At 42.6% G+C, this 20,792-nt stretch carries 21 protein-coding genes; 3 read left to right on the top strand and 18 right to left on the bottom strand.

The window, feature by feature from the left end:
• Positions 1–684 (bottom strand): PspA/IM30 family protein, encoded by a 684-nt coding sequence (locus WJP93_RS05760; RefSeq protein ID WP_227100397.1) that lies wholly within the window; start codon positions 682–684, stop codon positions 1–3.
• Between the two features lie 247 nt (positions 685–931).
• On the opposite strand from WJP93_RS05760, the gene WJP93_RS05755 reads away from it, so the two are divergent.
• On the top strand, positions 932–1,582 hold the full coding sequence (locus WJP93_RS05755; RefSeq protein WP_337547288.1) for a DUF1836 domain-containing protein: 651 nt from the start codon (positions 932–934) through the stop codon (positions 1,580–1,582).
• Between the two features lie 56 nt (positions 1,583–1,638).
• Here the strand turns inward: WJP93_RS05755 and yajC are convergent, their stop codons facing one another.
• The 11 genes from yajC to WJP93_RS05700 form a co-directional block, all read right to left on the bottom strand.
• Entirely contained in the window at positions 1,639–1,902 is a 264-nt protein-coding gene (yajC, locus tag WJP93_RS05750; protein ID WP_066558570.1) for a preprotein translocase subunit YajC, read from the bottom strand.
• A gap of 205 nt (positions 1,903–2,107) precedes the next feature.
• Complete coding sequence (tgt, locus tag WJP93_RS05745) at positions 2,108–3,247, bottom strand: tRNA guanosine(34) transglycosylase Tgt (RefSeq protein WP_337547287.1); 1,140 nt, start codon at positions 3,245–3,247, stop codon at positions 2,108–2,110.
• An 11-nt stretch (positions 3,248–3,258) separates the two neighbouring features.
• Positions 3,259–5,430: a protein translocase subunit SecD gene (gene secD, locus WJP93_RS05740; RefSeq protein ID WP_337547286.1), complete on the bottom strand. Its 2,172-nt coding sequence runs from the start codon at positions 5,428–5,430 to the stop codon at positions 3,259–3,261.
• 81 nt (positions 5,431–5,511) lie between these two features.
• Entirely contained in the window at positions 5,512–6,921 is a 1,410-nt protein-coding gene (gene scfB, locus WJP93_RS05735) for a thioether cross-link-forming SCIFF peptide maturase (protein WP_066558497.1), read from the bottom strand.
• Positions 6,922–7,234: 313 nt separating this feature from the next.
• The gene (scfA, locus tag WJP93_RS05730; RefSeq protein WP_066558499.1) at positions 7,235–7,378 is read right to left on the bottom strand and encodes a six-cysteine ranthipeptide SCIFF; all 144 of its coding nucleotides are present in this window, start codon (positions 7,376–7,378) and stop codon (positions 7,235–7,237) included.
• A 78-nt stretch (positions 7,379–7,456) separates the two neighbouring features.
• Positions 7,457–8,107 carry a ribosome biogenesis GTP-binding protein YihA/YsxC gene (gene yihA, locus WJP93_RS05725; protein WP_337547285.1) on the bottom strand — a complete coding sequence of 217 codons (651 nt, stop codon included), beginning with the start codon at positions 8,105–8,107 and terminating at the stop codon, positions 7,457–7,459.
• Entirely contained in the window at positions 8,104–10,497 is a 2,394-nt protein-coding gene (gene lon, locus WJP93_RS05720; RefSeq protein WP_337547284.1) for an endopeptidase La, read from the bottom strand. The genes yihA and lon overlap by 4 nt, the downstream gene beginning before the upstream one ends.
• Before the next feature lie 38 nt (positions 10,498–10,535).
• On the bottom strand, positions 10,536–11,840 hold the full coding sequence (clpX, locus tag WJP93_RS05715; RefSeq protein WP_337547283.1) for an ATP-dependent Clp protease ATP-binding subunit ClpX: 1,305 nt from the start codon (positions 11,838–11,840) through the stop codon (positions 10,536–10,538).
• Between the two features lie 19 nt (positions 11,841–11,859).
• Positions 11,860–12,441, bottom strand: a complete 582-nt coding sequence (clpP, locus tag WJP93_RS05710; protein ID WP_227100436.1) for an ATP-dependent Clp endopeptidase proteolytic subunit ClpP — start codon at positions 12,439–12,441, stop codon at positions 11,860–11,862.
• A 66-nt stretch (positions 12,442–12,507) separates the two neighbouring features.
• Positions 12,508–13,788, bottom strand: coding sequence for a trigger factor (gene tig, locus WJP93_RS05705; protein ID WP_227100437.1), 1,281 nt, complete (start codon positions 13,786–13,788; stop codon positions 12,508–12,510).
• A 129-nt stretch (positions 13,789–13,917) separates the two neighbouring features.
• Positions 13,918–14,460, bottom strand: coding sequence for a DJ-1 family glyoxalase III (locus tag WJP93_RS05700; protein ID WP_066558532.1), 543 nt, complete (start codon positions 14,458–14,460; stop codon positions 13,918–13,920).
• A gap of 159 nt (positions 14,461–14,619) precedes the next feature.
• Between WJP93_RS05700 and WJP93_RS05695 the strand changes: the two genes are divergently transcribed.
• Positions 14,620–15,072, top strand: a complete 453-nt coding sequence (locus WJP93_RS05695; protein ID WP_118612398.1) for a CYTH domain-containing protein — start codon at positions 14,620–14,622, stop codon at positions 15,070–15,072.
• 174 nt (positions 15,073–15,246) lie between these two features.
• Here the strand turns inward: WJP93_RS05695 and WJP93_RS05690 are convergent, their stop codons facing one another.
• Positions 15,247–16,083, bottom strand: coding sequence for a M23 family metallopeptidase (locus WJP93_RS05690; RefSeq protein ID WP_262536545.1), 837 nt, complete (start codon positions 16,081–16,083; stop codon positions 15,247–15,249).
• Positions 16,084–16,219: 136 nt separating this feature from the next.
• Positions 16,220–17,137, bottom strand: coding sequence for a SpoIID/LytB domain-containing protein (locus WJP93_RS05685; protein ID WP_337547282.1), 918 nt, complete (start codon positions 17,135–17,137; stop codon positions 16,220–16,222).
• Between the two features lie 182 nt (positions 17,138–17,319).
• Between WJP93_RS05685 and WJP93_RS05680 the strand changes: the two genes are divergently transcribed.
• Positions 17,320–17,817: a hypothetical protein gene (locus tag WJP93_RS05680; RefSeq protein WP_227100441.1), complete on the top strand. Its 498-nt coding sequence runs from the start codon at positions 17,320–17,322 to the stop codon at positions 17,815–17,817.
• Between the two features lie 62 nt (positions 17,818–17,879).
• On the opposite strand, the gene WJP93_RS05675 is transcribed toward WJP93_RS05680, so the two are convergent.
• The 4 genes from WJP93_RS05675 to WJP93_RS05660 all read right to left on the bottom strand — a co-directional run bounded on the left by WJP93_RS05675 (position 17,880) and on the right by WJP93_RS05660 (position 20,629).
• On the bottom strand, positions 17,880–18,305 hold the full coding sequence (locus tag WJP93_RS05675) for a DUF1934 domain-containing protein (protein ID WP_337547281.1): 426 nt from the start codon (positions 18,303–18,305) through the stop codon (positions 17,880–17,882).
• A 48-nt stretch (positions 18,306–18,353) separates the two neighbouring features.
• Positions 18,354–19,403 (bottom strand): D-alanine--D-alanine ligase family protein, encoded by a 1,050-nt coding sequence (locus WJP93_RS05670; protein WP_337547280.1) that lies wholly within the window; start codon positions 19,401–19,403, stop codon positions 18,354–18,356.
• A gap of 106 nt (positions 19,404–19,509) precedes the next feature.
• Positions 19,510–19,881, bottom strand: coding sequence for a hypothetical protein (locus tag WJP93_RS05665; protein ID WP_337547279.1), 372 nt, complete (start codon positions 19,879–19,881; stop codon positions 19,510–19,512).
• Positions 19,874–20,629, bottom strand: coding sequence for a hypothetical protein (locus tag WJP93_RS05660; protein WP_118612392.1), 756 nt, complete (start codon positions 20,627–20,629; stop codon positions 19,874–19,876). Before WJP93_RS05660 ends, WJP93_RS05665 begins: the two co-directional genes overlap by 8 nt.
• Positions 20,630–20,792 lie beyond the last annotated feature (163 nt).

The raw sequence follows: 20,792 nt of genomic DNA, 5'->3' as shown, positions 1-20,792 counted from the left end.
TTAATTAAGTTTTGCCTTCAGTGCCGCTAATTCATCATCAATATCAGATGTACCTGCCACATCATCAAGATCATACTTACGTGCCAAATCATCTACATTTGTATCTGCAGACTCATTTAACTGTGCCATAGCATTTGCAGTATCGAGCATCTTATTTGCCTTTTCCTCCATACGATCAAATGCTGACATATTGTTTGACACACCCCTTAATGATGATCCGACCTGATTTACACGCTCCTGAGCCTTCGCAACAGCTACCTTCGCCTTGATAGTTTCCTTGCGTGCTCTTAAATCTGAAATATCATTTACAAGCTTATCATGCATCTGACGCATTTTCTGTGCGTTTGCTGCTGCTGTGTCATATGTAAGCTTTAAGCCCTCAAGCTTAGACTGTGCTGTCTTCTTTGACTGTAAAAATACTCTTGCATCATTGTCGTTTCCTGCTGCAACAGCCTTTTCTGCATACTTCTGATACTTCTCAACTTCTGCAAGTGCCTCGTCATAAGCTCTCTTTGCACGCGCTTCTTCAGCCATTACTGACGCTGTTTCTGCCTTTACCTTGCCTAAATCGTCCTCAAGGTTTCTCATGTACTGATCAATCATTTTTTCCGGATTCTCAGCCTTATCAAGCATAGCATTGATGTTAGCTGACATAATATCTTTAAATCTCTGAATTACTCCCATAGTCGTTTCCTCCTTTAAAAAAACCTATGTTTGTTAACTTGTTAACTTTATTATATCGTATCTTTATGTGTTTGTCACTAGGATTTTGAAAATTTCTCTTGCTATCTGGTTTTGAAAACGATATAATGTAGTTATTACAGTTCACGCATCCAGTTAGACGTTTTGCAACGACGCACGGAACGTGCGGTTTTGTGAATGGGCGTCCCGTGAACGTCAACATTGCTACACAATATTTAGGAGGCTTTAAATGACTAACGATGAGCTTTTTTCACAGCTGCTTGATAAAATCAGCTCTTTTGACTATATACACGCTGATCAGATTCCGAACATTGACCTTTACATGGATCAGGTGACAACCTTTATGGATACACATCTTGGTGCTACAAGGCGCTATGATGAGGATAAGGTTTTAACAAAAACTATGATCAATAATTACGCCAAAAACAACCTGCTTCCTTCTCCGGTCAGAAAAAAATACACAGAAAATCATATCCTACAGTTGATTCTTATTTACTATATGAAAAGTTTTCTGTCAATCAGCGATATTGAAACTATGCTAAAGCCATTGACACAGCATTTCTGGGATGAAAACAGTTCTCCTAATTTTGCCGAAATTTATAGTAAGATTTTTTCATACGCAGATAATGGCATCAAACCGCTTGCAGACGATCTTCGCCATAAATTTGAGACTTCAAAGGAAACTTTTTCCTGCGATGATGATGAGAAAGATTCTTACCTGCAGCTATTTACGTTTCTGTGCATGACGATTTATGATATATACATGAAAAAACAGGTTGTAACAGGTGTCATTGATGAATTAAAAAGACGTCAGGATGCCTCTGATGAACGAGCAAAAGCTGCTGAAAAAGAAAAACGTGAAGAACGAAAGCGCAAATAAAAAAGAGCTACCGGCATACATTCTAGTATGTCAGTAGCTCTTTTATTATATCTTGATTATTCAGCGTCTGGCTTTTCAGCCTCTACGATTGCACTCTTCTGCATCGGGATACGGCAGTTTTTATTGTTTCCAAACTCTACGATTACTGTATCATCTGTAATATCGATAACAGTTCCGTAAAAACCGGAAGTTGTCAAAACGATATCGCCAACTTCAAGTGCAGATAACATCTGAGACTGCTTCTTCTGCTCCTTCTTCTGAGGACGAATTGCAACAAAATACATAACACCGATGATGATTACCATATAGCCAACGATCATAATCAGGCTGGTTGCTCCATTTGCGCCAGTTGCGGCACCGTCTGCTGTTGTCGCACATCCTGTCATAGAAAACAGTGCGGTCATAACTGCCGCTGCAGCTGCTAACTTCTTCTTCATAGTTTCCTCTCATTTCCGCTGCATATGCAGCTTGTAATTTCGTATTCGAATCTAAAATTCTAAGGCAATGCCCCGAGGTGAATATGACTTAGTCCTGTGGACCGGCAGCCATAGATTCGAGCATATTCTTTTTATACTCCGCAAAGCATCCATTGTCAATGCTTTCACGAATTTCAGTCATTAAATTATTATAAAAATACAAATTGTGAAGAACGCACAGACGCATGCCAAGCATTTCCTTTGCTTTTAGCAGATGACGAATATACGCTCTGCTATAAGCACGGCATGCCGGACACTGACAGCCTTCCTCGATTGGTCTTGAATCAAGCTCATAGCGGGCATTAAACAGATTAAGCTTGCCATGCTTTGTATAAACATGACCATGACGGCCGTTTCTGCTTGGATATACACAGTCGAAGAAATCAATTCCGCGGTCAACACCCTCAAGTATATTTGCCGGAGTTCCAACACCCATTAAATAAGTTGGCTTATTCTTTGGCAAATATGGTACCACTGCATCTAAAATGCGATACATTTCCTCATGGCTTTCTCCAACTGCAAGTCCGCCGACTGCATAACCATCAAGATCCATCTCGCTTATGCGTTTTGCATGCTCAATACGGATATCCTCATAAACACCGCCTTGGTTAATTCCAAACAACAGCTGATGCGGATTTATTGTATCCTCAAGTGAATTTAAACGTGCCATCTCTGTCTTACAGCGTGCAAGCCATCTTGTGGTACGCTCTACGCTGTTTTGGATATAGCTGCGGTCTGCCACAGAAGACGGACACTCATCAAATGCCATTGCAATAGTAGAACCAAGATTAGACTGAATCTGCATACTCTCCTCTGGCCCCATAAAAATACGATGGCCATCGATATGAGACTGGAAGTAAACTCCTTCTTCCTTAATCTTTCTCATTCCGGCAAGAGAAAATACCTGAAAACCGCCGGAATCTGTCAGAATCGGGCGGTCCCAATTCATAAATTTATGCAAACCGCCAAACTGCTTGATCAGCTTATCTCCCGTTCTTACATGAAGATGATACGTATTGGACAGCTCTACCTGTGTATGGATTTCCTTTAAATCCATTGTTGATACAGCACCTTTAATTGCGGCAACTGTACCAACATTCATAAATACAGGTGTCTGAATTTCTCCATGAACGGTAGAGACACGGGCTCTTTTAGCCCGTCCCTCTGTTTTTAAAATTTCATATTCCATTATTACTTACCTTATTTAGAAGCCTTCTTTGCCTTACGCTTGTCAAGAGCGTTCTTTAAATCATACCACAGGCAGCCTGCGATGCATACAGAAGAATAGCATCCGCAGATAACACCTACGATAAGCGGCAGTGCAAACTCCTTGATGGATGTTACACCAAGAATATAAAGAACTACTACCATGATAAGAGTTGTCAAAGAGGTATTGATGCTTCGTGACAATGTCTGTGTAACAGAAACATTGACAACTTCTGCCAAATTCTTGTTAGTGTGCAAATTCTCACGGATACGGTCAAATACAACAATTGTCGCATTGATAGAATATCCAACGAGAGTCAGCATACAAGCAATAAACGTATTTCCTACAGTCCAGCGAAGCACTGCATAAAATGCCAGTAAAACAAAGACATCGTGAAGAAGCGGAAGAACAGAGCTTGCACCAAAGCTAAACTCCTTGAAACGAATCCATACGTAAATTAACATAAAGATTGCTGCAATAATGACAGACAAAATTGCAGAACGCTTCATCTCACTGCTGACTGCAGCACTGATATTTTCAGTCTGAATGGTACTCTCATCTACTCCAAAGGTCTCTGACAGCTTACTGTAAAGTGCATCTCTTTCATCTACAGTAAGTGTTCTTGTCTTAATGATAACCTCGTTGCTTCCTGTTACAGGTGTCATCTGGATATCATTGTCACCTGTTACCTCGCTTACAACTGGCTGTACATCACTTTCGAGTTTCTCAACACTGTAATTCTCATTAAAGGTTACGCTAGTGGAAGCACCGCCAATAAAATCAAGACTGTAGTTGAAGATATGACCCTTTACACCACTGACTACCATCGCAACAATACCGATTGCAATAACAATACCTGATGCGCTGTAGAACAGCTTTCTTTTTCCAATAAAGTTAAATGTTTTTGTGTAAACAGTCTTTCCATACAGCTTTTCATCCTGCAGACCAACTGCATAAAAGCTCTTCAAGATATTCTTTGTAATTACAAGTGCTGTAAACATGGATACAACTATACCAAGAGCCAATGTCTGAGCAAAGCCCTTTACTGTACCAGAACCGATAAAATACAAAACACCTGCTGCGATCAATGTAGTAACATTTCCATCGATGATTGCAGAAAATGCCTTAGCAAATCCTGCATCAATTGCTGTACGAACACTCTTTCCAGCTCCGATCTCCTCACGGATACGTGCGAAGATAATACAGTTTGCATCTACAGCCATACCAATACCAAGAATAATACCGGCAATACCTGGAAGTGTCAGTGTAATTTCCTCGTTAAACGCACTTAACAGAACAATTACAAACGCAGTATACATAACAAGCGCGATAGATGCTGCCAAACCTGGAATACGATAGTAGATAATCATGAAAGCAAATACTAAGATCAGACCGATCACACCTGCCATAAGGCTTGTACGAACTGCATCCTGTCCTAATTTTGCACCAACTACCTGAGAACGCATCTCCTGCAGCTGAACAGGCAGTGCTCCGATACGAATATTGGAAGCAAGTGTCTGTGCTGCCTCAAGATCACCCATACCAGTGATGGAGCATGTATCAGACGCAATATGCTCATTTACAGTCGGGGCACTTAACACCTCGCCGTTATACATAATGTAAATTCTGCCCTTTTTAGGTGCTAACTCCTCTGTTGCCTTTGAGAATGCCTCGACACCATCAGATGTCAGCGTCAGATTTACAACATACTCTCTTGCATTTGTTGTTGCATTGCTTCTTGCACCGGCCTGTGCGTCCTTAATCTGATTTCCGTCCATGACCTTGGTTCCCTCTGGATCACTTGAATCCGTACAGAAAATCAAGGTACCTGGTTTTCCAAGCTCCTGCAAAACTGCATTTGCATCTGTTGCACCTGGAATGTCTACCGTAATACGGTCAGATCCCTCAAAATAAACCTGTGCTTCAGTTGAATAATCCTGCACACGTTTTTCAAGCTTTGCCTTCGTGTCGGACATATCCTGGCTGTTTACATCGCCTACTGCCTCATAGGTGATGCTGACACCGCCTCTAAGGTCAAGACCAAGGCTGATGTCGTTTAAACTTCCTGAACGATCACTTCCAAGGCCGCTGACGGCTGTGTATACGACAAATGCGATGACTGCCAAAAGCACAACCAGACGGATAATCCCTTTTTTCTTGCTCATCTTTCTATCTCCTTCTCTATTCGGAGGCTGTCTAAGATAGTCTCCTTTTTCATACAGATCTAAGATCCGTACTAATTCATGTTAACACACGTGGGAGATTTCACCGGCAACATCAGCAGATGCCCCTGTCTCTTCTTCCATGTCAGCAAGTGCTGCCTTAATCATGATGGCACACTCGATACGCTTCTGCTGCATCTTACATCCAACATCGTAGGAACCTGTGATAGAACCTGTGAAGTTGTATGCATTTGCATTACAGCCGCCGCTGCAATAATACTTCGCGAAGCAATTCTGACAGGCTGGCTTTGCATATACATTGCACTGTTTAAATTCATCGCATATATCCTGCTTTACAATACCATCATAAACATTTCCAAGTAAAAACTCTTCCTGTCCAACAAACTGATGGCACGGATAGAAATCACCCCACGGGGTGACAGCCAGATATTCTGTTCCAGAGCCACAGCCTGACAAACGCTTTGCCACGCATGGACTCTGTGTCAAATCAATATTAAAGTGGAAGAAATTAAATCCTTTTCCAGCTTTTCGATATTCCAAATAAGCATCAGCAAGCTTATCATATTCTTCAAGGATACGCGGCAGATCTTCTTCACGGATTGCATAATCATCCTCTGGTGATGCAACAACCGGCTCCATAGACATCTGCTTAAAACCAAGATCAGCATAATGAAGCACATCCTTTGAAAAATCAAGATTATTTCTTGTAAATGTTCCTCTAACATAATAATTTGTCTGATTGCGGCTTTCTGCAAACTTCTGGAATTTTGGAACGATTAAATCATAGCTTCCCTTTCCGTTTCTAAAAGGACGCATTTTATCATTTACTTCTTTTCTTCCATCAAGACTAAGCACCACATTGCTCATCTCTTTATTACAAAATTCCATTACTTCATCGTTTAAAAGCACACCGTTTGTGGTCAGTGTAAAACGAAACAGCTTATTATGCTCTTTTTCAAGAGATCTTCCATATTTTACAAGCTCTTTTACGACATCCCAGTTCATAAGAGGCTCACCACCAAAGAAATCGACCTCAAGATTTCTGCGGTTTCCAGAGTTTGCAACTAAAAAGTCGAGTGCCTTCTTGCCGACCTCAAGGCTCATAAGTGCACGACGTCCGTGATACTCACCTTCCTCAGCAAAGCAATACTTGCAGGCAAGATTACAATCATGGGCAATATGCAGGCAAAGTGCCTTCACTACCGTTTTTCTCTTTTTGAAGTCTGTCATATACTTCTGATAAATATCTTCTGTATACAGCATTCCCTCATTCTTTAAACGGGTGATCTCTTCGTAGGCCGCCTCAAGCTCTTCTCTTGGGTAACTGTCAAGAGAAGCAAAAATGGCTTCCTTGTCTTCCTGCTTCTCATATACAGGAATCATATCATATACCACGTCATCTACTACATGTACAGCGCTGGAGTTTACGTCCATAACAATGTTGTAGCCATGGCTCTTATATTGATGTATCACTACTATTCAACCTTTCTTATCTTTATCCTTCTTCATAAAAATGATGTTGGGGTCAAAAGGTATTTTGCCCCCAACTGATATCCACGAATTGCTCCGTTGCTATGCAACTTTCGCAATTCTAAAAACATTCGGATTCGCTGATTTTCCTTGAAAATCGCTGCATCCTCATGTTTTTGCGGGTCCCAAGCTCAAAAACCTAATCGTGCAAGCACGAACGGCTTTTGGAGCTTTTGACCCTGGTATCATAAAAATGCATACAATGGAAAACCGAGGAGTTTCCTCCCCGGCTTTCCATCAACCAAGTCCAGAAAAATTACTTGTTGTTTTCGCAGCTCTGATTTCCTACTGTACAGGAAGTCTTACATGCGGACTGGCAAGAAGTCTGGCACTCGCCACAGCCACCCTTTGCCATGGTGTTCTGCAAAGTCTTGCTTGTTAAGGTCTTAGTTTCCTTCATATCTTCATCCTCCTATCTCGAATATCTGATAATTCACAGTGAAGTATAACATAAATGTGGAGAAACTGCAAGTAAAAACTATTCTTCATTCTTACTATCTATATACGCCCAGATCTCCTCGCGTCCCTGCTTAGTCTCAGCAGAAAACGGGATTAATACCTCACTTGATTTCATTCCAAGTGTACTTCGTATCTCTTTTACTCTTGCTGAAAGCTGACTTCTCTTAATCTTATCGAGCTTTGTTGCAATGACAACTGGTGAAAAGCCTGAGTTAACCATCCAGTCAAACATCTGGCAGTCGTTTGCGGACGGCTTGTGACGAATATCTACGAGCAAAAATACTCCCTTTAACGGCTTTGAGGTGTGCAGATAGCTCTCTATCATTTTTCCCCACTTTTCCTTTGTTTCCATTGAAACCTTTGCAAAGCCGTATCCTGGCAGGTCAACAAAATAAACACTTTTTTCCTGCGCATAGGAAGCGTCAAGGCCTTGTGCTTCTATCTCTTTTTGAGACTTCTCGCGATACTCGACCTTATAATAATTAATCGTCTGTGTCTTTCCCGGCTCTGCTGATGTACGCGCATATGCCTTACGGCTGATCAGACCGTTAATCAAAGAAGACTTTCCTACATTTGATTTTCCCGCAAATGCAAATTCTGAAAATTCATTTTCTGGAAGCTTGCTCGTTATACCGCAGACTGTCTCCAGATTGACTGATTTGATAATCATGCCTCAAAAACCTCCTTTATAACTTCGCGCATATGCGTTACAAAGCGCACACACAGCCCTGTTGTTACTTCATCTGTCAACTCCTCATAATCTGCACGGTTATCAGCCGGCACAAATACAAGCGTTGCACCTGCTGCCTTCGCCGCGAGAAGTTTTTCCTTTAAGCCACCAATCGCAAGTACACGACCACGAAGCGTAATCTCACCAGTCATTGCTACATCCGGCCGCACTGCACGGTTTGTTACTGCAGAAAGAATTGCCGTTGCCATCGTAATTCCGGCACTCGGACCATCCTTTGGCACTGCACCCTCTGGAATATGAATATGTATGTCATGTGTTTCAAACCAATCACTTTCAATACCATACTCACCTGCCACACTCTGTACACAACTAAGTGCTGCCTGCGCTGACTCCTTCATGACATCACCAAGCTTTCCTGTCAGCTTCATCTGACCCTTACCCGGTGTTACATTTACTTCAACTTCAAGAGTTACACCACCTACACTTGTCCATGCCAAACCTCTGACAATTCCTGGCTCGCCCTTTGCTGCTATTTCTTCTTTGCGGAAGCGCTCTCTGCCTAAATAATCTGATAAATTGTCTGGTGTGACTTCAATTTGTTCGCAGTTTTCCTCAAGATATTTTAGAGCAGCCTTGCGGCAAATAATAGCAAGCTGTCTTTCAAGTCCACGAACACCCGCCTCTTTTGTATATCCGCTTATCACCTTTTCAAGTGCACTCTGATCCACTCTTAATAGACCTTCTGGCAGCGCTGCCTCTTCAATCTGCTTTGGAAGCAGAAAACGACTGGCAATCTGATATTTTTCTTTTTCAGTATAGCTGCTGACCTCTATGATCTCCATACGATCAAGTAATGGCTGCGGAACTGTCTGTAAATTATTTGCTGTTGCGACAAATAATACATTGGAAAGATCAAGCGGTACCTCAAGATAGTGATCTGTAAATGTTGCGTTCTGTTCTGGGTCAAGTACCTCTAACATAGCAGATGATACATCTCCATGCAAACTGTCGCTTCCCATTTTATCAAGCTCATCAAGAAGCATTAAAGGATTTATAACACCTGCCTTTTTGATGGCCTGCGCAATACGCCCCGGCATCGCCGCGACATATGTTCGTCTATGACCGCGAATCTCAGCCTCATCATGCACACCACCAAGGCTGATGCGCACATACTTACGATTTAATGCAGAAGCAATGGAGCGGGCAATTGATGTTTTTCCAGTTCCAGGCGGTCCTACAAGGCAAAGAATACGACCGCCTTTTCGCGGCTGTGTTTTTTCCTGCTCTTTATCAGCTTCCTGCGCATTCATTTGCAGCTGTCTGACAGCAAGAAATTCTAACACCTGCTCCTTTACCTTTTCAAGACCATAATGATCCTTATCAAGTTCCTCTCTTGCTGCACGTATCAAGATATGCTCTTTGGTGCGCTCCTCCCATGGCATCTCAAGCAATGTCTCAATATAATTCTGACTAACCTTGCTTTCTGGACCATCCATCGGATTGCTGCGCAGACGCTTAATTTCTTTTTCAAGCTGTTTTTTTACTTCTTCTGGTGCTTTAAGCTCTTTTAGCTGTTTTTCGTAGCGGTCTGCCGCAGATTCTGCTCCCTCACCAAGTTCCTTTCGAATAAGGCGCATTTGTTCACGCAAAATATAGTCACGCTGCTGCTTATCAAGCGCATTTTTCACCTTGCTCTGGTATTCTGCGCGAAATCGCTCTACAAGCGTTTCGTTGCTTAGCCACTCCAAAATAAATTCGTAGCGTTTTTCCTCATCCGGATATGCGGCCAAATATTTCTGACGTTCCTGCTGCTTCATAGGCAAATTGCATGCGATAAGTGCACAAAAGCCTCCGATATCCATGTGCTGCAGCAGCAAATTGGCCAGTTCCCTGCTGGCCTTTGGCTGAACACGGCAGTATTGTTCAATCAGATCCTTGAGTACACGAATTTTAGCCTCTTTCTCAATTTCTTTTTCCTGATCCTCTTTGTCTAAATCATCTGCCAGTATTTCTTGTTCATCGCTTTTTTCTGACTCAAAAACAGTCACCCTTGCAATCAAATTTGGCACATATTCCTCAATTGATTCTAGCTTTGCCGACTGCAGACCTGTGACCAGCACACGGAAGCTGTCTTCGGGCCCCTTAATAATTTGTTTTACCTGCGCAATAACACCAAATTGCTCTAGCTGCTCCTGCCCCGGATTTTCCACACTCGGATCCTTCTGTGCAACCAGAAATACATTCTGATTTGTCTTCTGTGCATTGGTCGCCGCTGCAATCGACATCGGCCTGTTCATATCCAGATAAATCCTCATACGCGGCAATACGGTGATTCCACGCAGAGCGATTGTAATTAATGTATTTTGCACTTTTTTTCTCCCTTATAAAAATAGAAAGGGGGAGACTGTCAGGCAGTCTCCCCGGATTTATTCAGGAATCTGCGGGCTCTTTCTTCCCGCTTTACAACCTCAATATCGCGGCGCACGATCTGCGGCTTTTCTGTTCCCTCTACTGTCTGCTCAGTAATGATACATTCTCCTACTGTATCATCAGAAGGCAACTCGTACATGGTATCCATCATGACGGACTCCAGAATTGCTCGTAAGCCTCTTGCACCGGTCTTTCTTTCCTGTGCCTTCTTCGCAACCGCTTTGACTGCATCTTCTGTAAAGGTGAGCTTTACACCGTCAATATCAAACAGCTTCGTGTACTGCTTTGTAATCGCATTCTTCGGCTCTGTAAGAATCTTTACAAGAGCTGCCTCGTCAAGCTGCTCAAGCGATACCATAACAGGAAGACGTCCGATAAACTCTGGTATAAGTCCAAACTTTACCAAATCTTCTGGAAGCACCTGCGCAAACAATTCACTGATGCTGCGCTCATCCTTTCCAATAATCTCAGCGCCAAATCCAATTGATCCACTTCCAAGACGGCTCTCTACAATCTTTTCAAGACCGTCAAATGCACCTCCGCAGATAAATAAAATGTTGGTGGTATCAATCTGTAAAAGCTCCTGATGCGGATGCTTTCTTCCACCCTGCGGCGGAACGCTTGCTACGGTTCCCTCTAAAATCTTTAATAATGCCTGCTGAACACCTTCACCGGAAACGTCTCTGGTAATAGATACATTCTCAGACTTCTTCGTGATCTTATCAATCTCGTCAATATAAATGATACCGTATTCTGCACGCTCGATGTTATAATCGGCTGCCTGAATCAGCTTTAACAGGATGTTTTCAACATCTTCACCCACATAACCGGCCTCTGTCAGAGAAGTTGCATCTGCAATTGCAAACGGAACATTGAGTAACTTCGCCAACGACTGTGCCATGTAAGTCTTTCCTGAACCAGTCGGACCAAGCATGAGAATATTACTCTTTTGAATCTCAACGTCACTGCTCTCTTCAATGTGGGTAATGCGCTTATAATGGTTGTACACAGCTACTGCCAGTGCTTTTTTTGCCTCATCCTGTCCAACTACGTATTGGTTGAGATGCTCCATGATCTGCTTTGGTTTTAACAGGTTAATGTCTCCTGGATTATATCCGCCTGCTTCTTCCTCGCCATTTTCTTCTTCCTGAAGAATTTCGTAGCAAATCTCAGTACACTCATCGCAGATGTAACTTCCGTTTAATCCCGCAATCAGCTTGCGCACCTGTCTCTGCGACTTTCCACAGAAAGAGCAGCGTAAATCCTCTGATCTTGTTGCCATAGTCAATCCCCTTTAATCATCAATGATTCGTGATAATCTCATCAATCAAGCCATATGCTTTTGCTTCTTCAGCTGTCATCCAGTTATCTCTCTCGGTATCTGCCTCAACCTTCTCAACTGGCTGGCCTGTATGCTCTGCCATAAGTCTGTTCATGCGTGCCTTTGTTTTCAGAATATGTTCAGCAACGATCTTCATATCAGTTGCCTGACCCTGGGAACCACCAGACGGCTGATGAATCATGATCTCCGCATTTGGAAGCGCATAACGCTTGCCTTTGGTTCCTCCTGATAAAAGGAATGCGCCCATGCTGGCTGCCATACCGATGCAGATTGTAGATACATCACACTTGATGTACTTCATCGTATCGTAAATTGCCATACCATCGCTGATGGAACCACCCGGGCTGTTGATGTAAAAGCTGATATCCTTGTTTGGATCTTCAGACTCCAAAAACAGCAGCTGTGCCACGATCAGGTTTGCTGTTACATTATTCACTTCCTCGCCCAAGAAAATAATTCTCTCTTTGAGAAGACGGGAATAAATGTCATAAGAACGCTCTCCGCGGTTTGTCTGCTCCACCACATAAGGTACTAATGCCATATATGTCACCATATCCTTTCCAAAAGACAGCGGCTTCCTGCCGCTGCCTCTGTTTATAGTTACAAATTATTTTGCGCTGTCTACGATCAGATCAACTGCCTTCTGTACAGCCAGATCATCCTTTAAGCTATCCTTGCCAGCCTCACCAAGATACTCCTTAACCTTGTCAAGTTCCATCTTGTATGCGTCTGCCATCTTCTGCATCTCAGCCTCAACCTCTTCGTCAGAAACTTCGATGTTCTCAGCCTTAGCAATTGCCTCAAGAACAAGACGATTCTTAATACGAGTCTCAGCCTGCGGCTTCATCTGATCAACAAGAGCCTCTCTTGTCAGACCAGTGTACTGAAGATACTGATCAACAGTCATGCCCTGCATCTGCAGTCTCTGTGCGAAATCATTTGCCATGTTGCGTGCCTGAGAAGTGATCATAGCGTCTGCGATCTCCATGGATGCATTCTCAACAGCCTTGTCTACTAAAGCGTTCTGCTTTGCAGTCTTAGCTTCCTTCTCCTTGCGCTCTAAAGCCTTAGCCTTTAAATCAGCCTTGTACTCATCAAGAGTCTCGAAATCGGAAACCTCGCTTGCGAACTCATCATCAAGCTCTGGCAGTTCCTTAGCCTTGATTGCCTTAACAGTTACCTTAAATGTAGCCGGCTTTCCTGCCAGGCTAGCCTCATGATACTGCTCTGGGAAGGTAACGTTAACCTCAGTCTCCTCGCCAGCATTCTTGCCAACTAACTGCTCCTCGAAAGTATCGATGAAGCTGTGAGAGCCGATGGTCAGATCATAATCTGTACCCTTGCCGCCTGCAAATGCAGTTCCGTCAACAAATCCCTCATAGTCGATGGTAACGATGTCACCGTCAGCTACCGGACGATCCTCTACAGTTACAGTTCTTGCCTGCTGATTCTGAACCTTCTTCAGTTCTTCCTCAACCTCTTCGTCGGTAACTTCTACCGGCTGTGCCTCATACTCAAGACCCTTATACTCGCCAAGAGTTACTTCCGGCTTAACTGCTACAGTTGCAGTAAAGATGAAGGACTTGCCCTTCTCGATCTGTGTTACGTCGATCTCTGGCTGAGAAGTGATTACTAAACCACTCTCCTTTGCTGCCTCTTCGTAAGCTTCCGGAATAATCTCATTTGCCGCGTCCTCATAGAAGATACCTGCGCCGTACATCTTTTCGATCATAGCACGAGGTGCCTTGCCCTTGCGGAAACCAGGCAGCTGAATTCTGCCCTTGTTCTTGATATATGCTTTCTGCATGGCTGCCTCAAACTGCTCAGCGCTGACTTCAATTGTCAGCTTTGCCATGCTCTTTTCCAGATTTTCTACCTGTACACTCATTACTGGTTCCTCCTAAAAAAACTTTCGTCCTTATCATATGACGCTTGCCACATCTAACTACTATCTATTTTAGTCATATGTCTGCAATATACGATTATACAACACAAGCCTCAAAATTGCAAGCGATAATTACGGCATCATAATTGCTTCTGCGAGCTTCTTTGATGTTTCCTCATCTTTTAGCAGCTTTACTAACTCAAGTCCGAGCAATATAGATGTACCCATGCCGCGGCTTGTTGTAATATTTCCATCGGTAACAACTGGAACGGCCTTAAACTTAGCTCCCTTTAACTGGTCTTCAAAGCCTGGATAACATGTTGCATTCTTTCCTTCCAAAATGCCTAAAATGCCAAGTGCACTCGGCGCTGCACAGATTGCTGCAATACGTCCACCCTTTGCATTGTGTGAAACAAGCAGCTTAGAAAGCTCTTCGCACGCTTTTAAGTTCTTAGTTCCAACACCGCCGCCCGGCAAAAATAAAGTATCTGCTGCATCAACAAAAATATCTTTTAGCATGACATCATTTTTAATTCCAATTCCATGAGAGCCCTGTGTCATATCTTTATTATGTATAGAAACAAGCTCTACCTCTTCTCCTGCTCTTCTAAGAAGATCAATCACTGCTAATGCCTCAACCTCTTCACAGCCATCTGCCATAAATGCGTAAACCATATTTTTTTCCTGCCTTTCTTTTTTTGACCTCAGTATAAAAAATCTTGATGAATCTGTCAACATGGGATATACTGATTTCTGAAAATCATTATAGGCGTTCACGGTTCGCAAACTTTTCTCGTGAACTTCAATAAACAATAGAAAGGCCTGGTATTTATTATGGAAATTGAACGTAAATTTGTCCCAGTTAAGCTTCCTGACAATTTGGAATCATATCCACACACACGCATCGAACAGGGATATCTGTGTACTGCCCCTGTCGTGCGCGTGCGAAGAGACGGTGATTCTTATTATATGACATACAAAGGAGCTGGCATGATGGTTCGTGAGGAATATAACCTGCCGCTTACAAAAGAAGCCTATGAGCATCTTATTGTAAAAGCTGACGGCACTGTAATTTCAAAGACACGCTACCGCATCCCGATTGGTAACGATCTGACTGCCGAGCTAGATATTTTTGACGGTGCTTTAAACGGTGTACTGCTCGTTGAGGTTGAGTTTCCTGATGAATCTGCTGCCAGAAGCTTTATTCCTCCAAAGTGGTTTGGCGAGGATGTAACTCTTGATCCGCGCTACCACAACAGCAACATGTCAAAGGGCATTCGGCCGTAATTACATGAAACAATCTAACATCGAGATGCGGCTTTATATTGCTGCAATAATTTTAACGCGCAGAATTTAGGTCCTGCGCGTTTTTTCATGATTTATTTTTGAAGATACCTAGGTTAAAAGAGCATAAAGCCAAAATCGGTACAAGCTTGCCTGCAATCTGGTATCAAAGCTCTGTCACTCAAGATAATCAAGCGGATCAACCGGCTCTCCATTTTTTTGCAGTTCAAAATATAAATTAGGTCCTTCTGTGACATAATATTTAGTCGGCTCTGCCAGTCCGCCAAGCACAGTTCCCTTTAATACATAATCACCTTCTGCCACTGAAACATTGTCCATATTTCCGATAATCGCCTGATATTCATCGCCAAGCGTTACGCAAAGATATGTTCCAATCTCCTCATTTGCTGCGATTTTTGAGATAACGCCGTCTGCCGGCGCTAAAACGGCATCACCTGGTTTTGCCTGTACCATAATTGCCGGGCACACCTTATATTCCTCTAATGTTGGATAATATACAAGTCCGTCCATTGAAAAAGACTTGATAAGCTCTCTTCCTGCAACTGGCCACTGAAGCTTCTTTGATGAGTCAAAATTTAAATTCATGGATACAAGGCTTGTCTGACCTGCAACCTCTGCCACTTCATCTGATGCTGCCTGTTCTGTATTCTGGATACTGTCCTGATTTGCATTCTGTCCAGACGCATCATTTGCGGCAAGCTCCTCACTTTCCCCTGACTGCTCTGCGAGCTGCTGCTCGCCAACTTCACTTCCAACTGGAAGCTCATGGTTCATCTCCTCTGCCACCTGATTTGCCTCAGACGGCATCCCATCTGATTGTGTTTTATTAGCCTGTTCTGCTTGTGTCAGCGCTTCACTCCCATTTGTTGTCACATACCTGTCATTTTGCTCACGATAAAAATTCACTGCCAAAAGTGCAGTAAGTGCTACGACTGCGCCAAGTCCAATGCCAAGCATCTTCTTCCCCGATAAAAACGCATACCACTTTCTCATAATGATCTCCATTTCTGTGCGATTACAACTGCACAATGTATATTAGGCGATCAGGAACTTTCTCCTGCTCCCTTTAGTCCTATTCTTGCCAATATTTGTGCGGTTATACGAAGAAACAAAGAAATATTTAAAGCTTTTATCTGCTTGAACTGTCCTTTACCTCACATCCCTGAAAATAATGCTGTAAAATCCATTTATAATCTCGTCCCTCCCCTGCATACCTGTCTGCTCCATACTGACTCATTCCATATCCATGTCCAATACCCTTTGCGATTACTCTAATCGTATCTGCGTAATCTTCAAGTCGAAACCAAAGTGACGGAATACCTAGTGCCAACGCTGCTTCCTCTGCTGAAAAACTAATCTCTGACACCTGTAAATTCATAACATAACCCTGTGCATCAAGTGTCAGCGCCACATCCGCTGCATTCACCTGTACCGAAAGCTGTCTCGTATCATCAATCTGGTTAAGCTTACCTGCAAATTCTTCTTTTGTAAATTGTTTTACCGTCTGATATCCCGGTGATTCAGCATCATACACACAATCGACACCAACAAGATACGGACAATCTCCTGTCTGGTCATAGCGCGTCATCCCGGCGCTGATCTTATGAAAAAGCGGTGCTGCAAGCCCATCACCATAATAAAGGCACTGCCCGGCAGTTTCAATCACTGCTGCATATAATTTTTCATAATATAGATATTCATCATCGCCCCACACTGCTTTCATCTGTGAAAGCGTCATCGCATGAATGGCAAGCTCACTCTCTGAGACAGAAGTTTTTGTTCCCATAGCACGATACAGCCACGTTCTTGCTAAAATAGCCTGTGCCTTCAATGTTTCCTGCTCCATTGAAGGATCTATCTCCTGCGCTAAAATGCCAACAAGATACTGTTCTGCTGAAACTGTTTTTTCATTTTCAAGAACCACGCTATACAAATCTTCTGGCTGATAAGACATAAAACCAGTATCAAAACAAAGAATCGTCATAGTATACGGAAACAAAAGCGATGCCAAAAATAATAATACTAATGTCACGATCTTTCCCTTCATTATAGCACCGCCTTTCCTAAGCAAATCTATTTCCCCATCTATTTTATTCTGCGTTTTCTTTCAATATGACTTATTTCAAGACAAATTCAAGATAAATTTGTGTTGCAACCTATTTGTTAAGATGTTATAATATTTCTGATAATGTTCTGCAGAAGGCAGAACGACAGATAGGAGGAAGCCAAATGACTTGGTGGCAAATTTTGCTCATTATTCTTGCCGTAATTCTTGTGCTTTTGGTAGTGCTTTATTTTGTAGGCTCCAAAATGCAGAGAAAACAGGCCGTTTCTCAAGAGCAGATGGATGCGATGAAACAAACGCTATCCATGTTAATTATCGACAAAAAGAAAATGAAACTTAAGGATGCAAATCTTCCTGATATGGTTTTGCAACAGACTCCAAAGTACATGCGCCGCATGAAGATGCCTTTTGTAAAAGCAAAGGTTGGTCCTAGAATCATGACTCTTATTGCCGACCCGAAGGTATATGAAATCCTTCCGGTAAAGAAAGAAGTCAAGGCTGTTGTCAGCGGTATTTACATCACCGAAATTAAGAGTGTACGCGGCGGAGCAATCCCGGCACCGCCGAAGAAGAAAGGTTTCTTTGCACGCTTCAAAAAAGATAAGAGCGCAAAGAATACAACTGCTGAGAAAACAGAGTCTAAGGGAAAGAAAAATAAATAAAGCAGCAAACAAAAAGCCGTGTATCGCATTGATACATGGCTTTTTATTTTACTATCTTCTGATCAGTTTTGCTGTGGGCGAATCTGAACCAGAATTTCACTGTCGCTGATATGCTGGTTGTTGATCTCAAGCAGATACTTTAGCTTCAGTTCCAAAAAATCATCCTGTTCATCCAGACAGATCCCCGTGGTGTAAATTCCCATCTCCATCTGTCCATAAGGCGTCTCATATACACTGACAAGCTTGTTTTCCTTCTCGAAATTCATCTGCGCATTGATCAGCCCTTTTTTGCTGACAGATACATGTTCTTCTGTAATCTGGATCGAATTTTTTACAATTAGGTTGGTATCATCGCCAATCTCATCATAGAAAAGATAGCGTTTTCCATCCTTTTCATAATACTTTCCAGTCGTTGTCACTTCGATAGTATCGTCTCCGTCCGGTGTCATCTGAAGTCCACGCACCGTTACAAGTACGTCCTTTGTCATGTTTTTCACTTGCCTTTCTATATATAGACCCTGCCTGCACAACTATAATCAGCGCTCGAATGCAAGATCAATCAGCTTCTGAACAAGCTCTTTCTTCGGGATGCCCTGTGCTTCCCAAAGCATCGGATACATACTAATTGCTGTAAATCCAGGAAGGGTATTGATTTCGTTAAACACAACACCGCTCTCAGTTAAGAAGAAATCAACTCTTGAAAGTCCTCTTCCATCAAGTGCCATAAAGATTTTTACAGCATCCTCACGAATCTGCTCACGCATATTTTCTGGCATCGGCGGATCAACAAGTGTTTTAGACTCGGAATTGTAATACTTTGCATCAAAATCGTAGAACTCATCTGCTGAAAGAATCTCACCAACACCAGATGCCTTTACATCAAGATTTCCGAGAACTGCACACTCAACCTCACGGCCGATAATAGTCTCTTCTACCAGAATTTTTCTGTCGTTATCTGCTGCTTCAATCAATGCATTCTTAAGCTGCTCTCTGTTTGCTGCCTTATTTACACCCTTAGAGGAGCCAGCTCTTGACGGCTTTACAAATACTGGGTATTCCAGTGCACTCTCTACTCTTGCAACTACCTCATCCATTTTAGGCAGCTCTTCCTTGTAAACAGGAACATACTTTGCCTGACGTATGCCAAGGGTATCGACTATAATCTTTGTGTAAAGCTTATCCATACCGGCAGCTGATGCAAAGAGACCACATCCAACAAACGGAATACCTGCAAGCTTAAATAAGCCCTGAACAGTTCCGTCCTCTCCGTATAAACCATGCAGTACCGGGAAAATCACATCAAGATGAACAAACTGTGCCTTTTCGTCCTCGCTCATACGATAAAGACCTTTTCTAGTTGCATCTGGTGACAATACAATACTTGTCTTTGACTGTCTCCAGGATCCATCCTGAACTGCATTAAGATCAGCGGCCTCTACCCAATGACCTTCCTTTGTAATTCCTACTAAAATGATATTGTAACGCTGTGCATCAATGCACTGAATAATATTAGATGCGGACATACATGAAATCTCATGCTCAGAGGACTGTCCTCCAAAAATAACCGCCAGATTCTGCTTGCTCATAATTTTTCCCTTTCTTTGCAATTCTTAACAACAAAAGCTGCAATGTTTGCCTTTGCTATCATACCACATTTTGATAAATATGCAAGTGTCTTGCCATACAAACCTTTTATTCGTCCGTTTTATGATGCTCTTTATAATATTTATCCGGATGAATATAAACATCCTCAAAGAACTCGCGCTTTTCTTCGTAGAGCTCATTGAGCCAGTCAACTGCGGCTGCACGACCTTCATCATCAAATGAAAAACGCTTTTTTGTAAACAGCTCTGGCTTTGTAAAATCCACGGAAAATGGTCCTGGACAGGCGGCTGCCTCTAGAAGCGTTACTTTTTCTTCCTTTGGTGCTTCCTCAGATGCATCGTTTGGTATTACACGCGTTTCTTCTACTTTATAGATGCTGTAGCGCATTCCTCTGTCTGATCCGGTAAAACGGCTCTTTTTCAGAAACGGAATGGACAGCAATGTTCCATGATCAATCATTTGTTTCCTCCATTGTGTACGGAATTTCCACCTGAACGCCATCAAAATTATTGACTAGGCGGCCATCTTCCTCAAGACGAAATGCCCAGTTTACCATAACACTATCTTTCTCATCTGTTCCTTCCTTAGCTTCCGCCTCAATTTGATTCAGCGATTTTTTTGATACCATCATCAACTTCGCATAAACACTTGTATCAGTTGTCAGTTCTTCCTTGTCACGGAATGTATACGAAAGAAGATCTCCATTAATATCTGTCATATCCATATCATTATATGCCGCTGACAAGATTGCTGCATCCTTTCCTGCACGGCAATTTAATTCGATATCTCGCACAGCAAATTTTTTATTAAAATTAACAAGTTCCTCTCCCTGTGTTGCACACATGGCAAATGAAAGCGAAACTGTCCACTCCTTTGGTGTATCACCTATTGTTTCTGTCGATACTGCACTTAAATAAGGGCATACATAATATGTTGTCGTTCTGCCGCCCCAGGCGCGATACTTTGTAACACAAACAGAACCATTCCAAAACATGGTTCCCGTTGAAGCATCTGCCTTATCAGCCTCTAGCTGTCGTCGAATTTCTGCTAATCCAGTCTCATTTTCTGCTGCCTGTTCACCTGCAGCATCCAGCGTAATTAAAACAGTTTTCTCATAGTGATGCACGCTCATTGCAACTGACAGCACCATTACAACAAGAAGTGCTGTGATCACAGTCACAAATACGGCTGTCTTTTTTCTTGGCATATGTTCTGCTACTCAAAATATGTGCAAATATACTCATATTGAGAATTGTAGGTTCTCACAAACACTACTTACTGCTTCATCGTGTATGCTTTTGACGAACCGAAGTTCTGTCTACTCACAAGTTCTTGTACACTCCACAGTCGTTAATTCCCCAGATAGCCCT

This window comes from Anthropogastromicrobium sp. (assembly GCF_037349415.1).
GTDB lineage: Bacteria > Bacillota > Clostridia > Lachnospirales > Lachnospiraceae > Anthropogastromicrobium > Anthropogastromicrobium aceti.
This window is presented reverse-complemented; position numbering and strand designations above follow the sequence as displayed.

Excerpts from the sequence above, each read along its gene's own strand:
- WJP93_RS05760 (WP_227100397.1), bottom strand. The coding sequence starts at position 684 with ATGGGAGTAATTCAGAGATTTAAAGATATTATGTCAGCTAACATCAAT.
- WJP93_RS05755 (WP_337547288.1), top strand. The coding sequence starts at position 932 with ATGACTAACGATGAGCTTTTTTCACAGCTGCTTGATAAAATCAGCTCT.
- yajC (WP_066558570.1), bottom strand. The coding sequence starts at position 1,902 with ATGATCGTTGGCTATATGGTAATCATCATCGGTGTTATGTATTTTGTT.
- tgt (WP_337547287.1), bottom strand. The coding sequence starts at position 3,247 with ATGGAATATGAAATTTTAAAAACAGAGGGACGGGCTAAAAGAGCCCGT.
- secD (WP_337547286.1), bottom strand. The coding sequence starts at position 5,430 with ATGAGCAAGAAAAAAGGGATTATCCGTCTGGTTGTGCTTTTGGCAGTC.
- scfA (WP_066558499.1), bottom strand. The coding sequence starts at position 7,378 with ATGAAGGAAACTAAGACCTTAACAAGCAAGACTTTGCAGAACACCATG.
- yihA (WP_337547285.1), bottom strand. The coding sequence starts at position 8,107 with ATGATTATCAAATCAGTCAATCTGGAGACAGTCTGCGGTATAACGAGC.
- clpX (WP_337547283.1), bottom strand. The coding sequence starts at position 11,840 with ATGGCAACAAGATCAGAGGATTTACGCTGCTCTTTCTGTGGAAAGTCG.
- clpP (WP_227100436.1), bottom strand. The coding sequence starts at position 12,441 with ATGGCATTAGTACCTTATGTGGTGGAGCAGACAAACCGCGGAGAGCGT.
- tig (WP_227100437.1), bottom strand. The coding sequence starts at position 13,788 with ATGAGTGTACAGGTAGAAAATCTGGAAAAGAGCATGGCAAAGCTGACA.
- WJP93_RS05700 (WP_066558532.1), bottom strand. The coding sequence starts at position 14,460 with ATGGTTTACGCATTTATGGCAGATGGCTGTGAAGAGGTTGAGGCATTA.
- WJP93_RS05695 (WP_118612398.1), top strand. The coding sequence starts at position 14,620 with ATGGAAATTGAACGTAAATTTGTCCCAGTTAAGCTTCCTGACAATTTG.
- WJP93_RS05690 (WP_262536545.1), bottom strand. The coding sequence starts at position 16,083 with ATGAGAAAGTGGTATGCGTTTTTATCGGGGAAGAAGATGCTTGGCATT.
- WJP93_RS05685 (WP_337547282.1), bottom strand. The coding sequence starts at position 17,137 with ATGAAGGGAAAGATCGTGACATTAGTATTATTATTTTTGGCATCGCTT.
- WJP93_RS05680 (WP_227100441.1), top strand. The coding sequence starts at position 17,320 with ATGACTTGGTGGCAAATTTTGCTCATTATTCTTGCCGTAATTCTTGTG.
- WJP93_RS05675 (WP_337547281.1), bottom strand. The coding sequence starts at position 18,305 with ATGACAAAGGACGTACTTGTAACGGTGCGTGGACTTCAGATGACACCG.
- WJP93_RS05670 (WP_337547280.1), bottom strand. The coding sequence starts at position 19,403 with ATGAGCAAGCAGAATCTGGCGGTTATTTTTGGAGGACAGTCCTCTGAG.
- WJP93_RS05665 (WP_337547279.1), bottom strand. The coding sequence starts at position 19,881 with ATGATTGATCATGGAACATTGCTGTCCATTCCGTTTCTGAAAAAGAGC.
- WJP93_RS05660 (WP_118612392.1), bottom strand. The coding sequence starts at position 20,629 with ATGCCAAGAAAAAAGACAGCCGTATTTGTGACTGTGATCACAGCACTT.